The 25,890-nt window shown below is 60.7% G+C and carries 27 protein-coding genes; 17 read left to right on the top strand and 10 right to left on the bottom strand.

What is annotated here, in order from left to right:
- Window positions 1-10: 10 nt before the first annotated feature.
- Window positions 11-1,414 (bottom strand): amino acid permease, encoded by a 1,404-nt coding sequence (locus tag TU75_RS17910; protein WP_060549658.1) that lies wholly within the window; start codon window positions 1,412-1,414, stop codon window positions 11-13.
- A 646-nt stretch (window positions 1,415-2,060) separates the two neighbouring features.
- Between TU75_RS17910 and TU75_RS27675 the strand changes: the two genes are divergently transcribed.
- Together TU75_RS27675 and TU75_RS17900 are read left to right on the top strand one after the other, a co-directional pair.
- Window positions 2,061-2,198, top strand: a complete 138-nt coding sequence (locus TU75_RS27675; RefSeq protein ID WP_003237751.1) for a hypothetical protein — start codon at window positions 2,061-2,063, stop codon at window positions 2,196-2,198.
- Window positions 2,199-2,271: 73 nt separating this feature from the next.
- Window positions 2,272-3,231, top strand: a complete 960-nt coding sequence (locus TU75_RS17900) for a CgnE/CgnB domain-containing protein (protein ID WP_003237749.1) — start codon at window positions 2,272-2,274, stop codon at window positions 3,229-3,231.
- 191 nt (window positions 3,232-3,422) lie between these two features.
- Here TU75_RS17900 and rluB read toward each other — a convergent pair whose 3' ends face one another.
- From rluB to TU75_RS17865, 7 genes are all read right to left on the bottom strand, one after another.
- Entirely contained in the window at window positions 3,423-4,646 is a 1,224-nt protein-coding gene (gene rluB, locus TU75_RS17895) for a 23S rRNA pseudouridine(2605) synthase RluB (protein WP_060549657.1), read from the bottom strand.
- Window positions 4,647-4,790: 144 nt separating this feature from the next.
- The gene (locus tag TU75_RS17890; protein WP_003237744.1) at window positions 4,791-4,982 is read right to left on the bottom strand and encodes a DUF1289 domain-containing protein; all 192 of its coding nucleotides are present in this window, start codon (window positions 4,980-4,982) and stop codon (window positions 4,791-4,793) included.
- A 70-nt stretch (window positions 4,983-5,052) separates the two neighbouring features.
- Window positions 5,053-5,451, bottom strand: coding sequence for a hypothetical protein (locus TU75_RS17885; protein WP_003237742.1), 399 nt, complete (start codon window positions 5,449-5,451; stop codon window positions 5,053-5,055).
- 138 nt (window positions 5,452-5,589) lie between these two features.
- Window positions 5,590-6,510, bottom strand: coding sequence for an SMC-Scp complex subunit ScpB (gene scpB / locus TU75_RS17880; protein WP_060549656.1), 921 nt, complete (start codon window positions 6,508-6,510; stop codon window positions 5,590-5,592).
- A 12-nt stretch (window positions 6,511-6,522) separates the two neighbouring features.
- On the bottom strand, window positions 6,523-7,341 hold the full coding sequence (locus tag TU75_RS17875) for a segregation and condensation protein A (RefSeq protein WP_003193795.1): 819 nt from the start codon (window positions 7,339-7,341) through the stop codon (window positions 6,523-6,525).
- Entirely contained in the window at window positions 7,342-7,971 is a 630-nt protein-coding gene (locus TU75_RS17870; protein ID WP_003237737.1) for an L-threonylcarbamoyladenylate synthase, read from the bottom strand.
- Between the two features lie 13 nt (window positions 7,972-7,984).
- Window positions 7,985-8,848 carry a PHP domain-containing protein gene (locus tag TU75_RS17865; RefSeq protein WP_015372833.1) on the bottom strand — a complete coding sequence of 288 codons (864 nt, stop codon included), beginning with the start codon at window positions 8,846-8,848 and terminating at the stop codon, window positions 7,985-7,987.
- An 87-nt stretch (window positions 8,849-8,935) separates the two neighbouring features.
- Between TU75_RS17865 and TU75_RS17860 the strand changes: the two genes are divergently transcribed.
- The 13 genes from TU75_RS17860 to TU75_RS17800 all read left to right on the top strand — a co-directional run bounded on the left by TU75_RS17860 (window position 8,936) and on the right by TU75_RS17800 (window position 22,328).
- A complete protein-coding gene (locus TU75_RS17860; protein ID WP_003237732.1) occupies window positions 8,936-9,532 on the top strand; it encodes a septation protein A in 597 nt (198 codons plus the stop codon).
- A 1-nt stretch (window position 9,533) separates the two neighbouring features.
- Complete coding sequence (locus TU75_RS17855) at window positions 9,534-9,833, top strand: YciI family protein (protein ID WP_003237731.1); 300 nt, start codon at window positions 9,534-9,536, stop codon at window positions 9,831-9,833.
- Between the two features lie 106 nt (window positions 9,834-9,939).
- A complete protein-coding gene (locus TU75_RS17850; protein WP_003237729.1) occupies window positions 9,940-10,347 on the top strand; it encodes an SH3 domain-containing protein in 408 nt (135 codons plus the stop codon).
- A 7-nt stretch (window positions 10,348-10,354) separates the two neighbouring features.
- Window positions 10,355-11,032, top strand: coding sequence for a response regulator transcription factor (locus TU75_RS17845; RefSeq protein ID WP_060549655.1), 678 nt, complete (start codon window positions 10,355-10,357; stop codon window positions 11,030-11,032).
- A gap of 400 nt (window positions 11,033-11,432) precedes the next feature.
- Complete coding sequence (locus tag TU75_RS17840) at window positions 11,433-11,909, top strand: Spy/CpxP family protein refolding chaperone (protein WP_015372834.1); 477 nt, start codon at window positions 11,433-11,435, stop codon at window positions 11,907-11,909.
- 70 nt (window positions 11,910-11,979) lie between these two features.
- Complete coding sequence (locus TU75_RS17835; RefSeq protein WP_060549654.1) at window positions 11,980-13,323, top strand: sensor histidine kinase; 1,344 nt, start codon at window positions 11,980-11,982, stop codon at window positions 13,321-13,323.
- Between the two features lie 40 nt (window positions 13,324-13,363).
- Entirely contained in the window at window positions 13,364-14,713 is a 1,350-nt protein-coding gene (locus TU75_RS17830) for a CoA transferase (RefSeq protein WP_060549653.1), read from the top strand.
- Between the two features lie 329 nt (window positions 14,714-15,042).
- Window positions 15,043-15,405: a DUF5064 family protein gene (locus tag TU75_RS17825; protein ID WP_060549652.1), complete on the top strand. Its 363-nt coding sequence runs from the start codon at window positions 15,043-15,045 to the stop codon at window positions 15,403-15,405.
- A gap of 84 nt (window positions 15,406-15,489) precedes the next feature.
- Entirely contained in the window at window positions 15,490-16,998 is a 1,509-nt protein-coding gene (locus TU75_RS17820) for a sigma-54-dependent transcriptional regulator (protein ID WP_003237717.1), read from the top strand.
- A gap of 315 nt (window positions 16,999-17,313) precedes the next feature.
- On the top strand, window positions 17,314-17,697 hold the full coding sequence (gcvH, locus tag TU75_RS17815) for a glycine cleavage system protein GcvH (protein WP_003237716.1): 384 nt from the start codon (window positions 17,314-17,316) through the stop codon (window positions 17,695-17,697).
- 10 nt (window positions 17,698-17,707) lie between these two features.
- Window positions 17,708-20,545, top strand: a complete 2,838-nt coding sequence (gene gcvP, locus TU75_RS17810) for an aminomethyl-transferring glycine dehydrogenase (protein ID WP_060549651.1) — start codon at window positions 17,708-17,710, stop codon at window positions 20,543-20,545.
- Window positions 20,546-20,598: 53 nt separating this feature from the next.
- Window positions 20,599-21,723, top strand: coding sequence for a glycine cleavage system aminomethyltransferase GcvT (gene gcvT / locus TU75_RS17805; RefSeq protein ID WP_060549650.1), 1,125 nt, complete (start codon window positions 20,599-20,601; stop codon window positions 21,721-21,723).
- 392 nt (window positions 21,724-22,115) lie between these two features.
- Window positions 22,116-22,328, top strand: coding sequence for a cold-shock protein (locus TU75_RS17800; protein WP_003237709.1), 213 nt, complete (start codon window positions 22,116-22,118; stop codon window positions 22,326-22,328).
- 55 nt (window positions 22,329-22,383) lie between these two features.
- Here TU75_RS17800 and TU75_RS17795 read toward each other — a convergent pair whose 3' ends face one another.
- On the bottom strand, window positions 22,384-23,058 hold the full coding sequence (locus tag TU75_RS17795; RefSeq protein WP_256097796.1) for an ISL3 family transposase: 675 nt from the start codon (window positions 23,056-23,058) through the stop codon (window positions 22,384-22,386).
- Between the two features lie 60 nt (window positions 23,059-23,118).
- Window positions 23,119-24,159, bottom strand: coding sequence for a hypothetical protein (locus TU75_RS28120; protein ID WP_012723149.1), 1,041 nt, complete (start codon window positions 24,157-24,159; stop codon window positions 23,119-23,121).
- Between the two features lie 112 nt (window positions 24,160-24,271).
- Here TU75_RS28120 and TU75_RS17785 point away from each other — a divergent pair, with 112 nt between their 5' ends.
- Together TU75_RS17785 and istA are read left to right on the top strand one after the other, a co-directional pair.
- Window positions 24,272-24,535 (top strand): hypothetical protein, encoded by a 264-nt coding sequence (locus tag TU75_RS17785; RefSeq protein WP_012723150.1) that lies wholly within the window; start codon window positions 24,272-24,274, stop codon window positions 24,533-24,535.
- Window positions 24,536-24,774: 239 nt separating this feature from the next.
- Entirely contained in the window at window positions 24,775-25,776 is a 1,002-nt protein-coding gene (gene istA, locus TU75_RS17780) for an IS21 family transposase (RefSeq protein ID WP_231982007.1), read from the top strand.
- Window positions 25,777-25,890 lie beyond the last annotated feature (114 nt).

The raw sequence follows: 25,890 nt of genomic DNA, 5'->3' as shown, positions 1-25,890 counted from the left end.
TTTAATACGATCACGGCTTCAGGGCTGCGGCCGCCGCCCGCTTGTTCTTGATGCCATAGCACAGCCCCATAAATGCCACCCACACCGGAATCGCATACACCGACACCTGAATCCCCGGAATCATCAGCATGATCATCAGGATAAACACCACAAACGCCAGGCAGATGTAATTGCCGTACGGATACCACAGCGCCTTGAACAACGGCACCTGGCCAATGCGATCCATATGCTGGCGGAACTTGAGGTGGGAATAGCTGATCATCGCCCAGTTGATCACCAACGTGGCAACCACCAGCGACATCAGCAATTCCAGGGCGTGTTGCGGGATGAAGTAGTTCATCAGCACCGCCACCAGGGTGACCGCCGCCGAGGCGAGGATGGCGCGCACCGGCACGCCGCGTTTGTCGATCTTCGCCAGGGCCTTGGGCGCGTCGCCCTGTTCGGCCATGCCCAACAACATGCGGCTGTTGCAGTAGGTGCCGCTGTTGTACACCGACAACGCGGCGGTCAGCACCACGAAGTTAAGAATGTGCGCCGCCGTATTGCTGCCCAGCATCGAGAACACCTGTACGAACGGGCTGCCGCTGTAGGGGTCGCCGGACGCGTTGAGGGTCGCGAGCAGGCTGTCCCAGGGTGTCAGCGACAACAGCACCACCAGCGCGCCAATGTAGAAAATCAGAATGCGGTAAATCACCTGGTTGATGGCCTTGGGGATCACGGTGCGCGGCTGGTCGGCTTCGGCGGCGGTAAAGCCGAGCATTTCCAGGCCTCCAAAAGAGAACATGATGATCGCCATCGCCATCACCAGCCCGCCCACGCCATGGGGGAAGAAACCGCCGTGTTCCCACAGGTTGCTCACCGAGGCTTGCGGGCCGCCGCTGCCGCTGACCAGCAGGTAGCTGCCCAGGGCGATCATGCCGACAATCGCCACCACCTTGATGATCGCGAACCAGAACTCGGCCTCTCCAAAGACTTTGACGTTGGCCAGGTTGATCAGGTTGATCAGCACGAAGAATGCCGCCGCCGAGACCCAGGTCGGGATCTCCGGCCACCAGTAGTGCACGTACTTGCCAACGGCCGTCAGCTCCGACATGCCCACCAGAATGTACAGAATCCAGCAGTTCCAGCCCGACAGGAAACCGGCAAAACCGCCCCAGTACGTGTGGGCAAAGTGGCTGAAGGAGCCGGCGACCGGCTCTTCGACGATCATTTCGCCCAGTTGGCGCATGATCATGAAGGCGATGAAGCCGCAGATGGCATAACCCAGGATCATCGACGGGCCAGCGGACTTGAGCACGCCGGCCGAGCCCAGGAACAGCCCGGTGCCGATGGCGCCACCGAGGGCGATCAACTGGATATGGCGATTTTTCAGGCCGCGTTTCAGCTCGCCTGAAGGGGAATGGGGTTCACTCATGAATAGGCTCTCACGCAAGGTTTGATGATGTTGAATGCAGGTTGCTGCCTTGAATTACCGACTCAAGCAGCGCCGCTCAAACCCCAGCGCAGGCACCAGGAGTACAGCGTCGTTCTAACGGTCATGCGTCACCTGTTTGTTTTTATCTGTGACGAAATCGAACCCGCCTGGCTCGTGGCCGGGCGGAGTGATCGAGGTGGGTGAACCCCGGTTCTGGGCCTTGTGCGTGATATACGCGAGGCGGTCACAGTAAAACGCGGGGCATTGTACACCGCTCGACCGCTTCGGCACGCCCCAGGACGGTGCGCGCGACAATCTGTCAGCCAATCCTTACAGCTCAGGCACACGCCTGAAAGACCGGCCACAACCGTAAAACTATCGTTACAAGCCGGAAAGTGTGCGTTACGGCGGGGTTTTTTGGCAGTTTACGAAAAATTGTCGGTGGCAAACTTCTGAAGAATCGGTTCAGCCAATTGCCTGTTTTCTCTGCATAAATTTTTTTTCGAAAAAAACCGAAGAAAAAATCCAAATGAAACCGTGTCAATAAATATTTTGCATTTTGAAACACTCTCTCCTAGGTTCATCCCACTTGCCAGCGAAGCCCGTTGGCAAGCGTTCTCAAACAACGTCCTCTAGGAGATACACCATGCAAGCACTGGAAAAAGACCTGGAAACTGAACTGCAACTTGACGATTGGTTTGAAGCGCCGACCCATGAGGCCGCCGTTGAAATGATGCAAGCCGACGCCGTTGTGCCGTTCGGCACCGCGATGTGGCCGTTCTAACACCCGGCAGGCATTCGGCAGGTGCTGTGCACGGCACCTGCCCCCTTACCCAAGGCACAGAAGGACACACGTCATGGACAAGGCCCGCGCCGTCGAACACTTTCTCTACTACCTCGCGCACCATCCGGCCCTTGAAGGCCTGCGCTGCCCTACCGTGCTACTGGGCCACACCGAGCGCTACGACGCCATCGCCCAGGCCATCACCCAAGGCAACAATGCCCGTTTCAACTTCCAGGTGCAGCGCCTGGACCTGGCCGCCAGCGACGCCCTGGCCGAAGCCATCGAAGCCTGCGACCTGTACCTGTTTCTCTATGATTCCTCGACCTTGCCCAACCCGCGCGCCGAAGGCCCGGACTTCATCCGCGCCTTGCAGGGCGTGATGGCTGAGCACTGGAAAAAATCCCTGCTGTTCAAGGACTATGGCGACTACTTCTACGACACGTTCAGCGTCGCGCCACAGCGCATTGCCGACCTCAACGCCACGCTGATCCGGCGCATGAGCCAGGCCAACGTGCTGAGCTTCACCGACAAGCACGGTTCACGTATTGAGGCGCCGATGAGCAGCATCAAGAAGTGGACCAATATCAACGGGGTCGGCAACCACGACCTGGCCCCCGGCGAGATCGCCACCCACAGTGAAGCCATCAATGGTCAGGTGCGCTTTGTCGGCACCTTTCTGAGCACCATCCCGTTTGCCCGCAAGTACGGCGTGCTGGAGTCCCCGCTGGAGCTGTGGATCGAGAACTCGACCATCTGCAGCGTGGCCAGCGAGGTGCCGGGGCTGGCAGAAGACTTCAACAAATACCTGAATGCCAACCCGTCCAATCGTCGCGTCGAAGAGCTGGGGATTGGCACCAATGAAGGGGTCAAGGACTTGTATGCACGCAATGCCGGTTTTGAGGAGCGCCACTGCGGTTTGCACTTGGGACTGGGCGGGGGACAGAAAGGCAGCCACCACCTGGACCTGATCTTTGCCAGCGGCGTGTTGGCGCTGGATGACAAGCCGGTGTTTGATGGCACATTTGCGTTTTAACAGAACGTCAGGATGACGCAGGTCCGTGTGGGAGCCGGGCTTGCCCGCAAAAGCGGTGGGTCAGTCAACATCAATGTTTGCTGGACTACCGCCTTCGCAGGCAAGCCAGCTCCCACAGTGGAATGCATTGCAAATTCAGATCGAAAAAAAGCCAACCCTGAGGTTGGCTTTTTTATGCGCGGCTTAACGCATCACTGCGGCTTCTTGCGACCAAACCCAGGACGCTGTCCCGAACCAGCCGGGGCGCCACGGCGCTTGCCCGATGGCTCGTCGGCAACCAGTTTCGGGCCGGGCCGTTTGTTCGCCGCCGGCTTGGCCGGGCGCTTGGTGCTGGCGTTGTCGGCCGGACGGTCCGCTTCACCACGGTTACTGCGACCGCCGCTCGGCGCTTCGCCACGAGCTGGACGCGGGGTGCGGGGTGCACGCTCGCCTTCCTGACGCGACGGCGCGGTAGGACGACGCTCACCTTCGATGTGCGGCTGACGGGAGATACGCCCGCCGGTGGCCGGTGCATCCAGCGCCGGACGCAGGGTGCGTGCCACGCGTTCGGTGCGGGGCACCGGGCGCGACGACTTGCGCTGCATGCGCTCAAGCTTGTCTTTGCTCTTGGCGTTCATTTGCGGCATGGCGACCGGCGCCAGGCCGACTTCGGCGCTGAGGATGTCGACTTCGTACTGGCTCATTTCGCGCCAGCGGCCCATCGGCAGGTCGGAGTTGAGGAACACCGGGCCAAAACGCACGCGCTTCAGGCGGCTGACCACCAGGCCCTGGGATTCCCACAGGCGACGCACTTCACGGTTACGGCCTTCCATCACCACGCAGTGGTACCAGTGGTTGAAACCTTCGCCGCCGGGCGCCTGCTTGATGTCGGTGAACTTGGCCGGGCCGTCCTCGAGCACCACGCCCGCCTTGAGGCGTTCGATCATCTCGTCGTCGACTTCACCACGTACGCGCACCGCGTATTCGCGGTCCATCTCGTAGGACGGGTGCATCAGGCGGTTGGCCAGCTCACCGTCGGTGGTGAACATCAGCAAGCCGGTGGTGTTGATGTCCAGGCGGCCGATGTTGATCCAGCGGCCTTCCTTGGGCTTGGGCATCTTGTCGAACACGGTTGGACGGCCTTCAGGGTCGTCACGGGTGCAGATCTCGCCGTCGGGTTTGTTGTACATGATCACCCGGCGCACCGATTCGGCGGCCTCTTCACGCTTGATGACCTTGCCATCGATGGTGATTGCGTCGTGCAGATCGACGCGCTGGCCGAGGGTTGCCTCGACGCCGTTGACCTTGATGCGCTTCTGGGTGATCCAGGCTTCGACGTCGCGGCGCGAGCCCACGCCGATACGCGCCAGCACCTTTTGCAGTTTTTCGCCTGCTGGGCCGATTTCCTGGCTGTCGTTCTGGTCTTTGTCGTTCATCTTAAGCACCTCCCGGTGGGTCGATTCAGGCCTGGCCTGAAGAGTGTTGAAAGCGGGGCTTTGCGCGACTGCATCGGCAAAGGGTCGCGAATCATACGCGTATGGCGAGTGTTGCGCATCACAGAGTAGTCGATAAGGACCCGGTCATTTGCTTTTCCGCCGACCGGTGGCGCCCAGCGCGAGCAGACGCAGCTCGGCTTCGGCCAGCACCGTGCGCTTGTCGACCTTGTCGAGTTTCTTCCAGGCCCGGATTTCGCGCTTGCTGCGGCCACAGCCGACGCAGATGTCGTCGCTGAATTTGCAGACACTGATGCAGGGGTCTTTGGTTGAACTCATGGGCAATCCTCCGTGAGCGCTGGCGGCATTCTTGCGCCAGCGACTACCACAGGAGGCACCTTACCCTAGATCACGGCAGAGGTTTGACACTGAATAGTTTGCCGGTCTTCGAGAGTTTGGCTTGCCAGGGCTTTCCATTGCAGTCGAGTTTGACCAGGACAGGGATAGTCGTGCCGTCGTCGTCCTTGAAATCCGTGGGTTTGCACCCAGCCGGCAGCGTGTTGCTGGCCCCAATGAATAACGCATCAGACGAACCCGGGCGGAAATACACGGGGCGCTCCACTCCGGTTGGCCCGGTACTCAAACCAACAGCGCCAGTGGGAGCGGCCCCGGCGATGATCTTGACGCTGACATCACCACCGAGCGGGTTATAGGTCGCCGCAAGCGCTTGAGCAGAAATCAATGCATCCAGGCCCATTAACGCTATCGCGCCCAATGACGCCACGAAGTATCGACGAGTGCTTTTCATAATGGATCATCCTTATCAAAAGAGAGGGACTGCCACCACCGCAGATGAAAAGGCACAAGCGCAATGGCGTTTGCCAAGTAAACGCCGGGCACCGGGCTGGAACAACTGTCAGAACTAACAGGTAAGAAGACGGGAAAATCAGGGCTCGAAAGAATGGCGCTCGTTTTCAATCGCTTCAGCCAAGGCCTGAGCTTCGGCCTCTTCGTCGCTCAATTGAGGGGGTTCCAGCGCCGCGACGGCGGCCAGAAGCTGTTCCCGAGCGGCGGCGACGCCGAGACTGTCTTCTTCGGCTTGTGCCTGGACTTGAGGCTCAGTGCTCGGCGGGAATTCAGGCTCAACGGCCCCCTCTCGCAACAGGTCATCGAAATCGGTCTTGATGCCCTGCTCCATATCGTCCAGCTCCAGAAGCAAGGTATGGAAACTGGTTTCGTCCTTGGGCTCTTCGGGCTCCGCCGTGGCATCGGCCAGTTCCTGCAAGCTCGCCGGAACCGGCGCGTCGTCGAAATCGAGCACCGGCTCGGCTTCCATCTCGCGCAATTCGGCCAGCGGCGGTAGGTCGTCGAGGTTTTTCAGGTTGAAATGGTCGAGGAACACCTTGGTGGTGGCGAACATCGCCGGTTTACCGGGCACGTCGCGGTAGCCGACGATGCGGATCCATTCCCGCTCCAGCAACGTTTTAACGATATGGCTGTTCACCGCCACGCCGCGCACATCCTCGATCTCGCCTCGGGTGATCGGCTGGCGATAGGCGATCAGCGCCATGGTTTCCAGCATCGCCCGTGAATAGCGTTGCGGGCGCTCCTCCCACAGACGGCCGACCCACGGGGAAAACTTCTCACGGATCTGCAGGCGATAACCCGACGCCACTTCGCGCAGTTCAAAAGCGCGGCCGTCGCAAGACTTGCGCAGGATCTCCAGCGCCTTCTTGAACACCGGCGGCTCAGGGCGTTCAGCCTCTTCAAATAATTCGAACAGGCGCTCAAGCGATTGCGGCTTGCCCGAAGCCAGGAGGAAGGCCTCCAGCAGCGGCGCCAGTTCACGGGGTTCAGTCAGATTCATCGATTCAGCTCTTTATTCGGCTCGCGCCCGCACGTGGATAGCCGCAAAAGGCTCATTTTGCACCAGCTCAACCAGCGATTCCTTGACCAGTTCCAGGATCGCCATAAACGTGACCACCACCCCCAGGCGCCCTTCCTCGGCGGTAAACAGCTCGACAAACGGCACAAATCCGCCGCCCTTGAGGCGCTCGAGCACATCGCTCATGCGCTCGCGGGTCGACAGTGCCTCACGGCTGACCTGGTGGCTTTCAAACATGTCGCCTCGGCGCAGCACTTCGGCCATGGACATCAGCAATTCCTCCAGGCTCACGTCCGGCAGCAGCTTGCGCGCGCGGGCCTCGGGCGCGTCCAGTTTGGGCACCACCACGTCGCGGCCCACGCGACTAAGGCCGTCGATGCCTTCGGCGGCCGCCTTGAAGCGTTCGTACTCCTGCAGGCGCCGGATCAGCTCGGCGCGCGGATCGTCTTCCTCGGCCTCGACGGTTTCGGAGCGCGGCAGCAGCATGCGCGATTTGATCTCGGCGAGCATGGCGGCCATCACCAGGTACTCGGCAGCCAGCTCCAGGCGTACCGACTGCATCAGCTCGACATAGCCCATGTACTGGCGAGTAATTTCCGCCACGGGGATGTCGAGGATGTTGATGTTCTGCTTGCGGATCAGGTACAGCAGCAAGTCCAGCGGGCCCTCGAAGGCTTCAAGGAAGACTTCCAGGGCGTCCGGCGGGATGTACAGGTCCAGCGGCATTTCCATGACGGCCTGGCCGTAGACCATGGCAAAGGGCAGTTCCTGCTGAGCGCCTGCCTGGGGATCGGCGGTTTCCACGGCCGACATTCAGGCCTCGACCATGAAGGGCGTGGGGTCGCCGCAACCGACGCGCACCACCTGCGGCTCACCGTCAGCCAGGTTGATCACGGTGGAGGCCTTGCCGCCGCCGAAGCCGCCGTCGATGATCAGGTCGACCTGCTTTTCCAGAAGCTGACGCATTTCATAAGGGTCTTCCAGCGGTTCAGTGTCGCCGGGCATGATCAACGACACGCTCATCAACGGCTCGCCCAGCTCGGCCAGCAACGCCAGGGCAATCGGGTGCTCGGGCACACGCAGGCCGATGGTGCGCTTCTTCGGGTGCAGCAGCAGGCGCGGCACTTCGCGGGTGGCATTGAGAATAAAGGTGTAGGGCCCGGGCAGGTGGGCCTTGAGCAGGCGAAAAGTGCCGGTGTCGACCTTGGCGAACAGGCCCAACTGGGACAGGTCGCTGCAGATCAGCGCAAAGTTGTGGTTCTTGTCCAGGTCACGCAGGCGTCGTACACGTTCGACCGCGCTCTTGTCGCCGATCTGGCAACCGATAGCGTAGGACGAGTCCGTGGGGTAGATCACCACGCCGCCGGCGCGGATGATCTCGACTGCCTGCTTGATCAGGCGCGCCTGGGGGTTTTCCGGATGAATCTGGAAGAATTGACTCACGTGCTCTACCTGTTCAGACGGTGGCAATAATGGGGTCATGCTTGAATCGCCCCCACAACAGCGGCAAATCTTCCGGGATGGCACGGTACTCGCCAATCTCGGACCAGCCGCCTGGGCCATGAAAATCACTGCCGGCACTGACCAGCAGACCAAACTCGCGGGCAAGGATCGCCAGGCTGCCCACCTGATCGGCGGGTTGATGCCCGTTGACCACTTCAATCGCGTGGCCGCCGGCACTTATATAGTCACCAATCAGCTTGCGACGCTTGCTGCGCGTGAAATCGTAATGCCAGGGATGCGCCAGGCTGACCCAGGCCCCGGCGGCCCGCAGGGTCTGCACGGTGTCTTCCAGGGTCGGCCAATGTTGCTTCACATCGCCCAGCTTGCCGGCGCCCAGCCATTTGCGGAACGCTTCGGCGCGGTCCTTCACGAAGCCCTCGCGCACCATCCAGTCGGCGAAGTGCGGCCGGGCCGGCGCATTGCCGCTGTCGCCCAGTTCCTGCTGAATGGCGCGGGCGCCGTCGAGGGCGCCGGGCATGCCCTTGAGGCTCAACTTGCGGCTTATTTCTTCGGACCGCAGCCAGCGGCCATCGTGCAATTGGGCGATGGCGGCGACCAGAGCCGGCGCGTTCTGGTCGAAACCGTAGCCCAGCACATGAATGGTGGCGCCGCCCCAGGTGCACGACAACTCCACGCCATTGACCAGTTGCATGCCCAGGCCCTGGGCTGTCGCGCGGGCCTCGTCGAGGCCTTCGACGGTATCGTGGTCGGTCAACGCCAGGACTCGCACGCCTTTTTCAAACGCACGCGCAACCAGTACCGCAGGCGCCAGGGCGCCGTCGGAGGCCGTGCTGTGGCAGTGCAAATCAACATTCACGGGGGTCTGTAACCTCAAGTCAGCTGGCGCTATCGCAACCAAGGATGTTTGTTATTATGCCGCCACATCCAGCTTCTGGCTCTTACTGTGAAACAATTCATCGACTTCATCCCGCTGTTGCTGTTTTTCATCGTTTACAAACTCGACCCTCGGGTCGTCGATCTGGCCGGCCACGAGCTCACCTTTGGCGGCATCTACAGCGCCACTGCTGTGCTGATCATCAGCTCTGTCGTGGTCTACGGCGCCATCTTCATCTCCCAGCGCAAACTGGAAAAAAGCCAATGGCTGACCCTGATCGCCTGCCTTGTCTTCGGCAGCCTGACCCTGGCCTTCCACAGCGAAACCTTCCTTAAATGGAAAGCCCCGGTGGTGAACTGGCTGTTCGCCCTGGCGTTTATCGGCAGCCACTTCATCGGCGATCGCCTGCTGATCAAGCGGATCATGGGCCACGCACTGACCCTGCCGGAGCCCGTGTGGACTCGCCTGAACGTGGCCTGGATTGTGTTTTTCCTGTTCTGCGGTGCCGCCAACCTGTTCGTCGCGTTCACGTTCCAGGACTACTGGGTCGACTTCAAAGTCTTCGGCAGCCTGGGCATGACCGTGCTGTTCCTGGTCGCCCAGGGCATCTACCTGTCGCGCCATCTGCATGACACCGACCCCACCACGCCGAAAACCGAGGACTGACATGCTCTACGCCATCATTGCCACCGACGTCGCCCACTCGCTGGAAAAACGCCTGTCCGTGCGCCCGGCCCATGTCGAGCGCTTGAAAGTGCTGCAAGCCGAAGGCCGGATCGTACTGGCCGGCCCGCACCCGGCGGTGGACAGCAATGACCCGGGCGACGCCGGTTTCACCGGCAGCCTGATCGTTGCCGAGTTCGCTTCACTGGCCGACGCCCAGGCCTGGGCCGACGCTGACCCGTACGTCACGGCGGGCGTGTATGCGAACGTCAACGTCAAACCATTCAAACAAGTCCTGCCTTGATTCAGGTGACGCCGAGCCTTATCGGTTCGGCGCGCTCCTAATTGCTCATTATTCCCGGTAACCTGCCGACAACTTTCTGAATATTCGTGTGGAATCAGGAGTTCCGATGCGCTTACCTCAGTTGTGTCTGTTGGCAGTGATCATGGCCGGGGCCACGGCCCACGCTGAAGAAACCTCGAACAATGGCAGCTCCACGCCGCTGTCCCTGAGTGCCGCCAGCCAGGTCAGCGAGTTGCAGCAGCGTTTGAAAGAAAGCGAACGGCTGCGTGAAGAATTGAGCAGACAACTGCAAACCGCGGACGCCAACCGCGAAAGCGCGCAACTGAGCCGTTTACGCCAGGAGAACCAACGCCTGGCCCAGCAGCTCAAAGAAACACAGGGCGGGGCCTTGAGCCGCTGGCTCACCGAGCAGCAGCAGTGGTTTGTCACGGGCGCCGCCGTCGCCCTGATCGCCCTGCTGTGCGGGATCTTTGCCAGCGGTGGGCACCGTCGCCGTCGACAATGGCTAAATTGAGTGAGTCATGAGCGAGCTGTTACTGATAGACGATGACCAGGAGCTCTGTGAGCTGCTGACCAGTTGGTTAAGCCAGGAAGGTTTTCAGGTGCGCGCCTGCCACGATGGCTTGAGCGCCCGTAAAGCCTTGGCCGACAGCGCGCCCGCCGCCGTGGTGCTTGACGTGATGCTGCCCGACGGCAGCGGCCTGGAGCTGCTCAAGCAACTGCGCAACGACCACCCGGAGCTGCCGGTGCTGATGCTCTCGGCCCGGGGCGAACCGCTGGACCGCATCCTCGGCCTGGAACTGGGCGCGGATGATTACCTGGCCAAGCCCTGCGACCCCCGCGAACTCACCGCCCGCCTGCGCGCGGTGCTGCGCCGCAGCCACCCGGCCGCCGTGTCCACCCAACTCGAACTCGGCGACCTGTGCTTCAGCCCGATACGCGGCGTGGTCAGCATCGACGAACAGGAATTTGCCCTCACCGTCTCCGAAAGCCGCCTGCTGGAAGCCTTGCTGCGCCAGCCCGGCGAACCGCTGGACAAGCAGGAGCTGGCGCAGATCGCCCTGGGCCGCAAGCTGACGCTGTACGATCGCAGCCTGGACATGCACGTCAGTAACCTGCGCAAAAAAATCGGTCCGCACCCGGATGGTCGGCCACGGATCGTGGCGTTGCGCAGCCGTGGTTACTACTACAGCCTCTAAATGCAACGCCGGTCTCTGTGAATCAGCGAATACCTCTGTGGCGAGCAGGCTTGTCCTGCGTTGGGCTGCGCAGCAGCCCCAAAACCAGGCGCTGAGCCGTATCAGGTACACCGCGTTTTGCTGGATTGGGGGCGCTTCGCACCCCAACGCGGGGCAAGCCCGCTCGCCACAATAAGCCTACAAACTTTCCTTAACTGAGCGGCATCAGGGCAAGCCCGCTCGCCACAGGACAAGCCCCACCGCCACGAAACTGCCTCTCGCGCCATTCGCCGTGGCAGTTTTGTCAGGCGCCCGCCAAACTGTCTTTACCGAAGCCTTACCCTGCGCTGACAGCGGCTGACCTTGATCGCCGTACTCTACTCACATCCGGACTCACCGGAATAGAGACAGGAGAATCACCATGCGCAAGACCCTTATCGCTCTGATGTTCGCCACTGCCCTGCCCGCCGTTGCCATGGCTGCCATGCCCGAAGGTCCAGGCCCAGGCGCCGGCCCGATGGGCGGCCCTGAAGGTCGCATGATGGGCGGCCCAGGCCCTGGTGCCGATCATGGCCCACGTGGCCGCGGCGGTCCGTTGCGCGAACTGGACCTGACCCCCGAACAGCATCAGCAGATCGACCGCCTGATGCGCGAGCAGAGGGAAGGCCGTCGTGAGCTGGTTGAGAAGTACCTCGACAAAATGCCGGCCGCCGACCAGAAAGCCATGCAGGATGAGAAGGACGCCAGCCGCAAGAAAACCCAGAGCAGCATTCGCGCCGTGCTGACGCCCGAGCAGCAAAAGCAGTTCGACGAGATCGTCAAAAAGCAGGACCAGCGTCGTGCCGAATGGCGAGAGTTCAAAGCCTGGAAAGCGCAACAGCCGCAAAAAGCGCAATAATGCCCTAGTGTTACACCCCCCCAGCCCAGCGGCCGTGCGCCGCTGGGCTTTTCCTGTTTGAGGGTTTCCTGTGCGTTCATTGTTCTGGCGCATCCTGGCCAGTTTCTGGCTGGCCATCGCGTTGGTTGCCGGGTTGTCGCTGCTGCTTGGGCACATGCTCAATCAGGACGCCTGGATTCTCAGCCGTCATCCCGGCGTCAGCAACCTGGCCGAAGAGTGGACTCAACTGTACGAAGCCCAGGGCGAGGATGCCGCGCAGCAACTGCTGCAACAGCGCAAGCGTCAGTACCACATCGACGTGCAAGTGCTCAACGAAAGCGGCGAAGCGGTGGTGCGTGGCACCTTTCCAAAACGGGCCGCTGCGTTTGAAGCGCGCCAGACCGACGGACAGGTTGGCCCCCTGCCCTGGCGGCGCCTGACCGCCGAGTACACCAGCGAAAAGACCGGCGACACCTACCTCTTCATCTACCGTATTCCGCACCCCGAACTCGACCAATGGCACCGCAGTAGCCTGGCGTGGCCATTGAGCGCGCTGGCGATTGCCCTGGTGGTGCTGACCCTGTTCAGCCTGTTCGTGACGCTGTCCATCACGCGCCCGTTAAGCCGGCTGCGCGGCGCGGTGCATGACCTGGGCCAGGCCACCTATCAGCAGAACAGCCTGGCGCGCCTGGCCAACCGCCGCGATGAGTTCGGCGTGCTCGCCACCGACTTCAACCGTATGGGGGCCCGCCTGCAAAGCCTGATCGGCAGCCAGCGCCAACTGCTGCGCGATGTGTCCCACGAACTGCGCTCGCCGCTCGCGCGCCTGCGTATCGCCCTGGCCCTGGCCGAACGTGCCGGCAGCGAAGAACGGGAAAAACTCTGGCCGCGCCTGACCCGCGAATGCGACCGCCTGGAAGCGCTGATCAGCGAGATTCTGGTACTGGCGCGGGTGGACGCCGACAACGCCAGCGTCGAGGACATCGACCTCACCCTGCTGCTCAAGACCCTGCAAAAAGACGCCCAACTGAGCGCGCCGGAACAAACAGTGCAGCTCACCGCCGCCGCCGACCTGCACCTCAAGGGCTGGCCGACCATGATTGAGCGCGCGGTGGATAACCTGCTGCGCAACGCCCAGCGCTTCAACCCGCCCGGACAACCCATCGAGTTGCAGGCACAGCTTCAGGGCGAGCGCATCCTGATCAGCGTGCGCGACCACGGCCAGGGCGTCGACGCCGCGCACCTGAGCCAGCTCGGCGAGCCGTTCTACCGCGCGCCCGGCCAGACCGCCCAGGGCCACGGCCTGGGCCTGGCGATTGCGCGCCGTGCCGCCGAGCGTCATGGCGGAAACCTGATCCTGGCCAACCATGCCGATGGCGGGTTTATAGCGAGCATCGACCTGCCGTTGGTGCCCGGGGTTGTCACAGCGGTGTGATGATCTTCTATAGTGGCCCTTCTCTTACGGAGGGCCCTTGATGACTGACCTGCTCAACACCATCCAAGCCGCACTCGCACTGCCCGCCACCGCGCCGACCTTCAACGGGGCCGGCGCCCTGCCCTCGGCGTTCGCCGTCACTGACCTGGCCAGCGCCAGCATCGCCGCCGCAGGCCAGGCCATGGCCCGGTTGATCGAGCAACAGACCGGGCGCCTGCCCGGCGTGAGTGTCGATCGACGCCTGGCGTCCTTCTGGTTCGCGTCCTCGATCCGCCCGCAGGGCTGGCAGGTGCCGCCATTGTGGGATGCGGTCGCTGGCGACTACGCCAGCGCCGATGGCTGGATTCGCCTGCACACCAATGCGCCCCATCATCGCGCGGCGGCCGAACGGGTACTCGGCAAGGTGGCTGACCGCGCCGGCATGGCCGCGAACGTCGCCCGCTGGAATGCCGCCGAGTTGGAAGAGGCGATTGTGCAGGCCGACGGTTGCGCCGCGCAGATGCGTTCCGTGCAGGACTGGCAACGTCACCCCCAGGGGTTGGCGGTTAACAGCGAGCCACTGGTACAGCGTCAGACCTTCGCCACTGCCCGCGAAACGCCATGGCTCGGCTCCATCGCGCGGCCGCTGGCCGGCATCAAGGTGCTGGACCTGACCCGGGTATTGGCCGGCCCTGTGGCCAGCCGCTTTCTCGCCGGCCTGGGCGCTGATGTGTTGCGCATCGACTCACCCACCTGGAACGAGCCGGGCGTGGTGCCGGAAATGACCCTGGGCAAACGCTGCGCCCGGCTGGACCTCAAACGCAGCGACGATCGCCAGGCGTTCGAAGGTTTGCTCAAGGACGCCGATATCCTGTTCCACGGCTACCGCGCCGATGCCCTGGAGCATTTGGGCTACACGACGGCTGAGTTGCAGACACTGGCCCCCGGCCTGATTGACGTCAGCCTCAACGCCTACGGCTGGAGCGGCCCGTGGCGCAATAGGCGTGGGTTCGACAGCCTGGTGCAGATGAGCTGCGGGATTGCCCAGGCGGGCATGGCCTGGAAACAGGCCGACACACCGCTACCGCTGCCGGTGCAGGCGCTGGATCACGCGACCGGTTACCTGATGGCAGCCAGTGCCCTGCAGGCCTTGAGCGAGCGCTTGCGATCCGGGCGTGGCGGTTCGGCACGCTTGTCGCTGGCACGAACGGCGAAGTGTTTACTGGAAGCGGGGCAAGTACCGGAGCAACCGGCGTTGCGCGCCGAAGAGCCCGGCGATCAAGGCCTGGTGGTGGAGCAGACCGCCTGGGGCCCGGCGCATCGGCTGCTGGCGCCGTTGAACATCAGCGGCACACCGTTGCAATGGGATTTGCCGGCGCAGGAATTGGGCTCGCACCGGGCGCAGTGGTAAATCAGGATCTGCTCCTATCGAATATCGACTGCGCATGAGTTATTTCAGGCAACCACATCCCTGTGACGAGCAGGCTTGTCCTGCGTCGGGCTGCGCAGCAGCCCCAAAACCAGGCGCGCCGTATCAGGTACACCGCGTTTTGCTGGATTGGGGCGCTTCGCACCCCAACGCGGGGCAAGCCCGCTCACCACAGTCTCTCTGTTTGGCGCGCGACAGCGTTAAGTCCAAATTTAGCGGAGACTCCCACCGTCGGATCGCATTTCAATGGCCGTACGCGGTCACAACTGTGGGAGCGGTTCACCTATCTATGACATAGAGGAGAGATGCCAATGGCTACCTTTGAACCCGGACACTTGCATGTCGAGCGCCATGCGCTCAACCAGGACGACTACAGCTACAACCTGCATATCGAATACACCGTCAGTCAGGACCCCAAGGAAGGCACGGGCATGCTGTTCAAGCTGCACGGTTCGGTGCAGGGCAAGGACCTCAACGAGGAATTCTTCCTGCCCAAAGACCAGGCCTTCGATTTTGCCCGGCACGCCATGCACATTACATACAAGTACGGCATGCCGAAAACGGCGGTCCTGAATGGCACGATGCATAAGCAATACGACCAGATGTTCGAGGATGTGCGCCATCAACTGGACGTGAAATCCGGTGACCCGGTCAAGCCCGAACACTTGGAGTAAGCACACCGCCGCTCCCACATTTTGATCTCCATCATCTGCAAGGCATACTTGCCGCCTCCCGCTCTCAAGAATTACTAGCGCCCCATGCGTATCCACGTCAGCTTTATCGACCGCGTCGGTATCACCCAGGAAGTCCTGGCCCTGCTCGGTGGGCGCAATCTCAATCTGGACGCGGTAGAGATGGTGCCGCCCAACGTGTATATCGACGCACCGACCCTCAGCGCCGCGGTGCTGGAAGAGTTGCGCGACGCGCTGTTCAGCGTGCAGGGCGTGCAGGCCGTGACGGTGGTCGACATCCTTCCCGGCCAGCGTCGGCATCTGCAGCTCGATGCCTTGCTGGCCGCCATGACCGACCCGGTGCTGGCTCTGGACAGCGCGGGCAAGATCCTGCTGGCCAACCCGGCGTTGATCGCGCTGTATGGACGCGAACCCGCCGGCGATAGCATCAGTGAGCTGTTCAATGACCCTGCGCTGCTCGACACCTTGCTCGAACACGGCTTTCGCCTGCCTTTGCGCGAGATCAGCGTGAACGGCCAGACCCTGCTGCTGGACGCCACGCCGATCACCGATGCGGGCGCGCTGCTGACCCTTTACCAGCCCAACCGCATCGGCGAGCAACTGTCGGCGCTGCACCATGACCATGCCGAAGGGTTCGATGCCCTGCTGGGCGAATCCCCAGTGATCCGCACCCTGAAGGCGCGGGCGCAACGGGTGGCGGCGCTGGATGCACCGCTGCTGATCCAGGGCGAAACCGGCACCGGCAAGGAGCTGGTGGCCCGTGCCTGCCATGCGATCAGTGCGCGGCACAGTGCGCCGTTCCTGGCACTCAACTGCGCGGCGCTGCCGGAGAACCTCGCCGAAAGCGAGCTGTTCGGCTACGCCCCCGGTGCCTTCACCGGCGCCCAGCGCGGTGGCAAACCAGGGCTGATGGAGCTGGCGAACCAGGGCACGGTATTTCTCGATGAGATCGGCGAAATGTCGCCGTATCTGCAGGCCAAGTTGCTGCGTTTTCTCAATGACGGCAGCTTTCGCCGGGTGGGCGGTGATCGCGAAGTGAAGGTCAATGTGCGCATCCTCAGCGCCACGCACCGCGACCTGGAAAAAATGGTCGGCGAGGGCACCTTTCGCGAAGACCTGTTCTACCGCCTCAATGTACTCAACGTCGAAGTGCCGCCGTTGCGTGAGCGCGGCCAGGACATCCTGCTGCTGGCGCGCTACTTCATGCAGCAGGCCTGCGCGCAGATCCAGCGCCCGATGTGTCGCCTGGCGCCCGGCACCTACCCGGCCCTGCTCGACAACCGCTGGCCGGGTAACGTCAGGCAATTGCAGAACGTGATCTTTCGCGCTGCGGCCATTTGCGAAAGCAGCCTGGTGGACATCGGCGACCTGGATATCGCCGGCACGTCCGTGGCACGCCAGAGCGACGGCGAGGTGGAGAGCCTGGAACAGGCGGTGGAAGATTTCGAGCGCGACCTGCTGGACAAGCTGTACAGCCGCTACCCCTCGACCCGCCAACTGGCGAGCCGGTTGCAGACCTCCCACACGGCTATCGCCCATCGCCTGCGCAAGTACGGCATTCCCAACAAACCCTGAAACCGCGCACCGATCAAACGGTGGGCGCTGTCAGTGCACTTGGCGCTTCAATTTTTGGTCCAGGAACGACATCCAGTGTACTGAAAGCGCTACAGCGGAACGATATCGCTACAGCCATCGCTTAAACGCGCCCTGCAAGGCTTTGATCCACATAGGCTTTTTTTCACGGGCCGAGCCGTAACGATATCGCTACACACGCACCCTCTAACGTTATATCCATATTTATCAAGCCATTGATTTATATGGACTTATTAACATTGGCCGCAATATTGCTAATCAACGCTCATCATTCCGATTCTGGCCCCAGGAGTTTCCATGAGCGAGTTGCGTTTCACTGAAGATCACGAATGGCTGCGCGCCGAAGCCGACGGCAGCGTCACCGTGGGTATCACCGCGTTCGCGCAGAACGCGCTGGGTGATGTGGTTTTCGTGCAACTGCCGGAGTTGCAGGCCTACGCCAAAGGCGCTGAAGCCTCTACCGTGGAGTCGGTAAAAGCGGCGAGCGGCGTGTACATGCCGCTGGACGGCGAAGTGCTACAAGTCAACGACCAGCTCGATGGCAGCCCGGAGCTGGTCAACGAAGACCCGATGGGTGAAGGTTGGTTCTTCCGCTTCAAACCGGCCGATGCCGAAGCGGTCGCCAAATTGCTCGATCAGGACGCGTACGATCGCCTGATCAAAGCCAACGCTGAAGCTTGAGGAGCGCACCATGACCATCACTCTCGGCACTGCCAACGAATTCATCGCCCGCCATATCGGCCCGCGCCCGCAAGACGAGCAGCACATGCTCGCCAGCCTCGGTTTTGATTCCCTTGAAGCCCTGAGCGCCAGCGTGATCCCGGAAAGCATCAAGGGCACCAGCGTGCTCGGCCTGGAAGACGGCCTGAGCGAAGCCGAGGCCCTGGCCAGGATCAAGGCCATCGCCGGCAAGAACCAGCTGTTCAAGACTTACATCGGTCAGGGCTACTACAACTGCCACACGCCGTCGCCGATCCTGCGCAACCTGCTGGAAAACCCGGCCTGGTACACCGCCTACACCCCTTACCAGCCGGAGATTTCCCAGGGCCGCCTGGAAGCGCTGCTGAACTTCCAGACCCTGATCAGCGACCTCACCGGCCTGCCGATCGCCAACGCCTCCCTCCTCGACGAAGCCACCGCCGCCGCCGAGGCCATGACGTTCTGCAAGCGCCTGAGCAAGAACAAGGGCAGCAACGCCTTCTTCGCCTCGATCCACAGCCACCCGCAAACCCTGGATGTGCTGCGCACCCGTGCCGAGCCACTGGGCATCGACGTGGTGGTGGGCGATGAGCGCGAGCTGAGCGACGTCAGCGCCTTCTTCGGCGCGTTGCTGCAATACCCCGCCAGCAACGGCGATGTGTTCGATTACCGTGAGCTGACCGAGCGCTTCCACGCCGCCAATGCGTTGGTGGCCGTAGCCGCCGACCTGCTGGCGCTGACCCTGCTGACCCCGCCGGGCGAGTTCGGCGCCGACGTCGCCATCGGCAGCGCGCAGCGCTTTGGCGTACCGCTGGGCTTTGGCGGCCCGCACGCGGCGTACTTCTCTACCAAGGATGCGTTCAAGCGCGACATGCCAGGCCGTCTGGTGGGTGTTTCCGTCGACCGCTTCGGCAAGCCGGCCCTGCGCCTGGCCATGCAGACCCGCGAGCAACATATTCGTCGCGAGAAAGCCACCAGCAACATCTGCACCGCCCAGGTGCTGCTGGCCAACATCGCCAGCATGTACGCCGTGTACCACGGGCCCAAAGGCCTGACCCAAATCGCCCAGCGCATTCATCACCTCACCGCGATTCTCGCCAAAGGCCTGACCGCCCTGGGCCTGACGGTGGAGCAGCAACACTTCTTCGACACCCTCACCCTCCGCACCGGCGCCAACACTGCCGCCCTGCACGACAAGGCGCACGCGCAGCGCATCAACCTGCGGTGGGTGGATGCCGAGCGTGTGGGCATTTCGGTCGACGAAACCACCACCCAGGCCGATATCGAAACCCTGTGGTCGCTCTTCGCCGACGGCAAGGACCTGCCGGTTTTCGCCCAGGCTCAAAGCACCCTGCCAGCGGCCTTGCTGCGCCAGTCACCGATCCTCAGCCATCCAGTGTTCAACCGTTATCACTCGGAAACCGAGCTGATGCGCTACCTGCGTAAACTGGCCGACAAGGACCTGGCACTGGACCGCACCATGATCCCGCTGGGCTCGTGCACCATGAAGCTCAACGCCGCCAGCGAAATGATCCCGGTGACCTGGGCCGAATTCGGTGCGCTGCACCCGTTCGCCCCGGCCGAGCAAAGCGCCGGCTATCTGGAGTTGACCTCCGACCTGGAAGCCATGCTCTGCGCGGCCACCGGCTACGACGCGATTTCGCTGCAACCGAACGCCGGTTCCCAGGGCGAATACGCAGGCCTGCTGGCCATTCGTGCCTATCACCAGAGCCGTGGCGATGAACGCCGCGACATCTGCCTGATCCCCTCGTCCGCCCACGGCACCAACCCCGCCACCGCCAACATGGCCGGCATGCGCGTGGTGGTCACCGCCTGCGACGCGCGCGGCAACGTCGATATCGACGACCTGCGCGCCAAGGCCATCGAACACCGCGAGCACCTCGCCGCGCTGATGATCACCTACCCGTCCACCCACGGCGTGTTCGAGGAAGGCATCCGCGAAATCTGCGGCGTCATTCATGACAACGGCGGCCAGGTGTACATCGACGGCGCCAACATGAACGCGATGGTCGGCCTCTGCGCGCCGGGCAAATTCGGTGGCGACGTGTCCCACCTGAACCTGCACAAGACGTTCTGCATCCCCCACGGCGGCGGCGGTCCGGGCGTTGGCCCGATTGGCGTCAAGTCGCACCTGGCGCCGTTTTTGCCGGGCCACGCGGCCATGGCGCGCAAGGAAGGCGCGGTGTGCGCGGCGCCGTTCGGCAGCGCGAGCATTTTGCCGATCACCTGGATGTACATCAGCATGATGGGTGGCGCAGGCCTCAAGCGGGCTTCGCAGCTGGCGATCCTGAATGCCAACTACATTTCCCGTCGCCTCGAAGAGCACTATCCGGTGCTCTACACCGGCAGCAACGGCCTGGTGGCCCACGAATGCATCCTTGACCTGCGCCCACTCAAGGACAGCAGCGGCATTAGCGTGGATGACGTGGCCAAGCGCCTGATCGACTTTGGCTTCCATGCGCCAACCATGTCGTTCCCGGTGGCGGGCACGTTGATGATCGAACCGACCGAAAGCGAATCACGGGAAGAACTGGACCGTTTCTGCGAGGCCATGATCGCCATCCGTGAAGAAATTCGCGCGGTGGAAAACGGCACGCTCGACAAGGACGACAACCCCCTGAAAAACGCCCCGCACACAGCGGCGGAGCTGGTTGGCGAATGGACCCACCCGTACGGCCGCGAACAGGCGGTGTACCCGGTTGCGTCGCTGATCGATGGCAAATACTGGCCGCCAGTTGGGCGCGTGGACAACGTGTTCGGCGATCGCAACCTCGTGTGCGCCTGCCCGTCAATCGAAAGCTACGCCTGAGCTGGGAGGGAGCTTGCTCCCTCTCACACTTCGCCCTTTTTCAGGAGCTGAACATGTCCACTGACACTCTATTGAAAACCCCTTTGCACGCCCTGCACCTCGAACTTGGCGCGCGCATGGTGCCTTTCGCCGGCTACGACATGCCGGTGCAATACCCGCTGGGCGTGATGAAGGAACACCTGCACACCCGCGAACACGCCGGGTTGTTTGACGTGTCCCACATGGGCCAGATCCGCCTCAGCGGCGCCAATGCCGCCAAGGCCCTCGAAAGCCTGGTGCCGGTCGACATTATCGACCTGCCGGTGGGGATGCAGCGCTACGCGATGTTCACCAACGAACAGGGCGGCATTCTTGACGACCTGATGGTGGCCAACCTGGGCAATGACGAATTGTTCCTGGTGGTCAACGCCGCGTGCAAGGATCAGGACCTGGCACACCTGCGCAAACACATCGGTGAGCAATGCAGCATCGAGCCTCTGTTCGAAGCGCGCGCGCTGCTGGCCCTGCAAGGCCCGGCGGCGGTAAAGGTACTGGCACGCCTGGCGCCGGAAGTCACTCGGATGACGTTCATGCAGTTCGCCAGCGTTCGCCTGTTGGGGGTTGACTGCTATGTAAGCCGCTCGGGGTACACCGGTGAGGATGGGTTTGAGATCTCCGTACCCGCCGCCAATGCCGAAAGCCTCGCGCGCAGTCTGCTGGCCGAAACCGAAGTGCAGCCGATTGGCCTCGGCGCCCGCGACTCCCTGCGCCTGGAAGCCGGCCTGTGCCTTTATGGCCATGACATGAACACCGAGACCACGCCGATTGAAGCGAGCCTGCTATGGGCCATCTCCAAGGCACGTCGTAGCGACGGCGCACGCGCCGGCGGCTTCCCGGGCGCCGAGAAAATCTTCAGCCAGCAACAAACTGGCGTGACCCGCAAGCGTGTCGGCCTGCTGCCCCAGGAACGTACACCCGTGCGTGAAGGTGCAGAGGTTGTCGACGAACAGGGCACCGTTATCGGCACCATCTGCAGCGGCGGCTTTGGGCCGAGCCTCGGTGGCCCGCTGGCAATGGGTTACCTGGACAGCGCGTTCACCGCACTGGATACCGAGGTGTCTGCCTTGGTGCGTGGGAAAAAGGTGCCATTACGTGTAAGTAAAATGCCATTCGTACCACAGCGTTACTACCGTGGCTGACTGGCTGTTTCTATAAGTAACGCGGCTGCGTTAACGTGCACTAAACTGTCACGCAGCCGCCATAAAACAGTGCATTACTGATAGGCTTTTTTATAGGCAAGCGCTTATAACAAGTGAACTTATCTATCGAATAAGACGGCAATACGTGGCGGGTCAAAGTGCCACGAAGCCGAGTAAACGCTGGGGGTTTTGCAGGGCTTGTTTTTTCTGCGTTAGTTGGCGTAGAGTCTGTCCACTGTGTTTGCATGGGTCGCTTGGAACCTGGACCTGGGCAGTAGCTGAGGTAGTTTGCTACAACCCGTTCGACGTCTCTTACTTTCCTGCAACCCAGCCCAGTGCTCTTTCATGTGAAAGGGGCTGTCATTAATTTTTAGCGTCAAAGGAAAGAAGAAATGTCCACACGTCAGAGCGGTACCGTCAAGTGGTTCAATGACGAAAAAGGGTTTGGTTTTATCACACCAGAAAGCGGTCCGGATCTGTTCGTGCATTTCCGCGCTATCCAGGGCAACGGCTTCAAGAGCCTGAAAGAAGGCCAGAAAGTGACCTTCGTTGCCGTGCAGGGCCAGAAGGGCATGCAGGCTGACGAAGTACAAGCGGAAGGCTGATCCTTCCTGCAACAAAAAGCCCCTGATATTACATCAGGGGCTTTTTTATGGTTCTTCACGGATTACCGGGAAAGACGTTCTTGATCTTCATGAAAAAGAATTCGCTATCCCGGTAACCGTACGCCATCCGCTTGATGACCTTTATTCGATTGTTTATTCCTTCCAACTGACCCGTATGCATCGGCCAGCGAACCCGGCTGACGATGCCCCGCCAGTAACCCTTTAGCCGTTTGGCAAACTGGATCAGAGGTGGTATCTCGCTTTCATGAGCATGACGCAGCCATTGCTGCCAGGCTGATCGCCAGCCCCAGGCGCTGCTAGGTGCCCAAAGCGTTTTGAGTTCAGCCTTCATTAGATAGACTGTCATCAATGCTTGGTTGGCCGCCAGCAGGTCCTTTAAACGCACCTGTTGCTCCGGCGTTTTCAGGTTCTGCGGGTTGCGTAGCAACAGCCATCGCGCTTGCTTGATGACCTTTCGGGCAGGCTTGTCATGACGTAGCCGATTAGCTTCATCGACGCGGACCCGATCAATCACCTCTCGGCCATATTTGGCCACCACATGAAAGAGGTCGTACACCACTCGCGCTTTCGGGCAGTGCTGACGAACCTCCAGGTCAAAAGCGGTATTCATGTCCATCGCCACCGCTTGGATTCGAGCACATCCCTCCGGCTGGGAAATTGCAACCCATTTGACCAGCCATTTGCATTCGACTTGACCAGTCGTTTGCATCGGAAGTGACCAGGCATTTGCATTGGACTTGACCACTCGCCTAGCGAGTCATTTGAAAGGCTAAAGCAGCGGTACTGGTGGCACTGTCTGTGGCGCGCCATCGATGATGCACATCCATCCCCAAGTTCTCAGTGCCGACGTCTTCTTAAACTCCTCGACCAGCTCGGCCGCAATTTCCCCTATGTCCGTCCGCAACTCGAACTGAGGGCGCATTGCGTGCAAAACGTCAATTCCCATGTCCCCGGCAAGCAGCTTGCACATCAGCTTATTACGAAGCTTCCAAGGTAGGGCTTTTCCGCGCCTTTCCGGATGCTGGTAAACCATGGTGTTCAAATGCGCCGACGCGTGGATGTAGTCAGCGCTGCTCATCCAGATATGCAGATGGGCAGGCACTCCAAGGGGTAGGACGTTGAACACGAGCCAATCGATTAGGCCAACGGCAACACCGCGCGCTTGAAGCTCCATTGCCAGCATCAGAAGTACTTTGTGCAAGGTGCCTGCTGCCTTGATAGCAACGGTTTTTCGACCTAGGAGATCTGCTTCGACCACTATCGCGATCAACGCAGCGAGGGCATCCAAGCTTGCCCTGCGTTCGAGTTTTTCGAGTAGAACTTGAGTGATTGGTTCGCGCTGAACACTGTCCCAAATCATGTTGCTGGTGCTGCGATAAAGCACCAGTTGGACATCGGTATTTAACGCACGGAAGTAGCTGTCGAAGCTGATTTTCTGTTGCCGGGAGATCAGCTTCATCAAAGTCCATATGGGATGATTCAGGTCGCGGGACGATCCAGGTGCTAGCAGTTCCACCCTACTCAAGGTCTTGGCCTTGGGGGAGATCATTTTCTGTTCGTACCTAGACCACTTGCTTCGGTAATGCCGGATCGTGCCATTCGTATTTCTTCGAAATGACTCTTTTTCGAAATACAGCTCAAGGGCATAGGCAGTTTTGAGGCCTGTCCGCTGCCTCAGTCCTTCGAACCAGTAGCCCACTGCGAGCATTTCCACTGTGTTGCTTCGGGGGCGGCTATTTTCCGGAATTTGTTCGCGCAAGCTGCCTGCGAACTCCGAATAAATGTTTGCAATTCTCTTAAAATCAGACACTTAAAAATCCCCGAACGATCTTTGTACCGTAAAAAATGTAGAAGTCTTACGGCTGGAGCGCAAGGGGGCGGTTTATTACTATCAACTGTGACCAAACCGGACATTAAGTGCGATGCGCGAGCCCCTTGAAATCCAATTTCTGTCATTCGAATTAGAGCTCGACCTCAAACAGCGATATGGCCTGATGGTGGGTGGCAGCGCGCTGTGGAGAGAGTTGGGTTACACATCGTACGACGCGTTTCGTAAAGCTAAACAGCGAGGGACAATTGAGGTGCCGCTATTTGAAGTGCCTAATCGTCGGGGGTTCTTTGCTCTGTCCAAAGAGGTCGCTTGGTGGATTGCTACGCAGCGCTGCGCACGGCAGCAGGCCGTATGAACTAAGCATATGAGGAGTATCACAATGAGATCAGGATAGGAGCTAGCCGGTGGATTTGGAGCACAAAAAAGCCCAGGGGTGGAGCCCTAGGCTTTTTTGATGGTGTTAGGTTTCAGCCCTACGCGCCGTCATTCTGTGTTCCCTCGCGTTCGGCGTCAAGTCGATCACATTCCGTTTGTCTGCAATTTTCACACGGCGCGACCTGTGAGGTGTTCACACACCTGTCGCGAGGAGAACATATGAGGCTGCCAATAAGTACGCAGCGCGAGGTGCTACGCCTTACGAGCGACCCCAAGCTGTCGAATAGGGCTATTGGCCTATTAGCCAAAGTGTCCCATAACACTGTTCGCACCATTCGGGATCAGTTGGCACAGTGTGGACAAAGCTGGGAAGAACTGAAGCACCTTGACGACAAAGCGCTGGCGGAGCGTCTGCATACCCAGCCAAAAGTCTCATCTCAAAGGAAGGCTTACCCGTCATGGCCTGCCATCCATGAACAGCTAAAACTTCCTGACATCACCTTGGAACTCCTATGGCAAGAGTTTCGTACAAGCGAGCCAGAAGGCGTGTCTTATGCTCAGTTCACACGGATTTATCGTGAATGGGTCAATAGGCAAAAGCTGAGCATGCGACAGACTCACCTCCCCGGAGACAAGTGCTTCGTGGACTTTTGTGGCAGGACAATGCCTGTGACCAACCCGGATACTGGAGCAATCAGCCAAGCTCAGGTGTTCGTGGCAACGCTAGGTGCCTCGGGATACATTTTTGCCACCGCCGTGAGAAGTCAAACGATCCCAGACTGGCTCAGATGCAACATTCTGGCCCTGGAGTTCTTCGACGGGGTTCCACGGTTCGTTGTGCCTGATAATTTGAAGTCAGCAGTGACGAAAAACACGAGAGATGTGGTGACCCTAAATCGTGCCTACGCCGAGTTTTCTGAGCACTACGGATTTCAAATTTACCCCGCCAGACCGCGTAAACCGCAAGACAAGTCGCTAGGTGAGATTGCTGTTCAACTGGTACAAAGATTCGTTCTCGCAAGGCTGAGAGCGAGCACCTTTTTTTCCTTAGAAGAGCTCAACGAGAAAATCAGCTACTGGGTTGATGAGCTAAACAGTCGAATCACTCGAACGTACCCTAAGAGCCGAACCAGCCGCTTCCTTGAGCTTGACTATCCAGCCCTCAAGCCGCTCCCAGAACATAAGTACAGCTACAGCAAGTGGGTGTATGTAGTGGTCTAATGAAACCGGACACCCATTTAGGCGAGAATGCTCGCCAGATCGAGGTGTCAGATGACCAAACAACGCCGCTCCTTTACTCCTGAATTCAAACGCGAGGCTGCCGACCTCGTGCTC

It is taken from the genome of Pseudomonas poae (assembly GCF_001439785.1).
In the GTDB taxonomy this organism is placed as follows: Bacteria; Pseudomonadota; Gammaproteobacteria; order Pseudomonadales; family Pseudomonadaceae; genus Aquipseudomonas; species Aquipseudomonas poae.
The sequence above is the reverse complement of the archived record's forward strand: the minus strand, read 5'-3'. Positions and strand labels throughout refer to the sequence as shown.

Coding starts and splice junctions, on each gene's coding strand:
- scpB (WP_060549656.1), bottom strand. CDS start 6,510: ATGAATCTGACTGAACCCCGTGAACTGGCGCCGCTGCTGGAGGCCTTC.
- TU75_RS17825 (WP_060549652.1), top strand. CDS start 15,043: ATGGCTACCTTTGAACCCGGACACTTGCATGTCGAGCGCCATGCGCTC.
- gcvP (WP_060549651.1), top strand. CDS start 17,708: ATGACCATCACTCTCGGCACTGCCAACGAATTCATCGCCCGCCATATC.
- TU75_RS17850 (WP_003237729.1), top strand. CDS start 9,940: ATGCGCTTACCTCAGTTGTGTCTGTTGGCAGTGATCATGGCCGGGGCC.
- gcvH (WP_003237716.1), top strand. CDS start 17,314: ATGAGCGAGTTGCGTTTCACTGAAGATCACGAATGGCTGCGCGCCGAA.
- gcvT (WP_060549650.1), top strand. CDS start 20,599: ATGTCCACTGACACTCTATTGAAAACCCCTTTGCACGCCCTGCACCTC.
- TU75_RS17795 (WP_256097796.1), bottom strand. CDS start 23,058: ATGCAAACGACTGGTCAAGTCGAATGCAAATGGCTGGTCAAATGGGTT.
- TU75_RS17900 (WP_003237749.1), top strand. CDS start 2,272: ATGGACAAGGCCCGCGCCGTCGAACACTTTCTCTACTACCTCGCGCAC.
- TU75_RS27675 (WP_003237751.1), top strand. CDS start 2,061: ATGCAAGCACTGGAAAAAGACCTGGAAACTGAACTGCAACTTGACGAT.
- TU75_RS17845 (WP_060549655.1), top strand. CDS start 10,355: ATGAGCGAGCTGTTACTGATAGACGATGACCAGGAGCTCTGTGAGCTG.
- TU75_RS17830 (WP_060549653.1), top strand. CDS start 13,364: ATGACTGACCTGCTCAACACCATCCAAGCCGCACTCGCACTGCCCGCC.
- TU75_RS17820 (WP_003237717.1), top strand. CDS start 15,490: ATGCGTATCCACGTCAGCTTTATCGACCGCGTCGGTATCACCCAGGAA.
- TU75_RS17785 (WP_012723150.1), top strand. CDS start 24,272: ATGCGCGAGCCCCTTGAAATCCAATTTCTGTCATTCGAATTAGAGCTC.
- TU75_RS17910 (WP_060549658.1), bottom strand. CDS start 1,414: ATGAGTGAACCCCATTCCCCTTCAGGCGAGCTGAAACGCGGCCTGAAA.
- TU75_RS17855 (WP_003237731.1), top strand. CDS start 9,534: ATGCTCTACGCCATCATTGCCACCGACGTCGCCCACTCGCTGGAAAAA.
- TU75_RS17800 (WP_003237709.1), top strand. CDS start 22,116: ATGTCCACACGTCAGAGCGGTACCGTCAAGTGGTTCAATGACGAAAAA.
- TU75_RS17890 (WP_003237744.1), bottom strand. CDS start 4,982: ATGAGTTCAACCAAAGACCCCTGCATCAGTGTCTGCAAATTCAGCGAC.
- TU75_RS17840 (WP_015372834.1), top strand. CDS start 11,433: ATGCGCAAGACCCTTATCGCTCTGATGTTCGCCACTGCCCTGCCCGCC.
- istA (WP_231982007.1), top strand. CDS start 24,775: ATGAGGCTGCCAATAAGTACGCAGCGCGAGGTGCTACGCCTTACGAGC.
- rluB (WP_060549657.1), bottom strand. CDS start 4,646: ATGAACGACAAAGACCAGAACGACAGCCAGGAAATCGGCCCAGCAGGC.
- TU75_RS17885 (WP_003237742.1), bottom strand. CDS start 5,451: ATGAAAAGCACTCGTCGATACTTCGTGGCGTCATTGGGCGCGATAGCG.
- TU75_RS17875 (WP_003193795.1), bottom strand. CDS start 7,341: ATGTCGGCCGTGGAAACCGCCGATCCCCAGGCAGGCGCTCAGCAGGAA.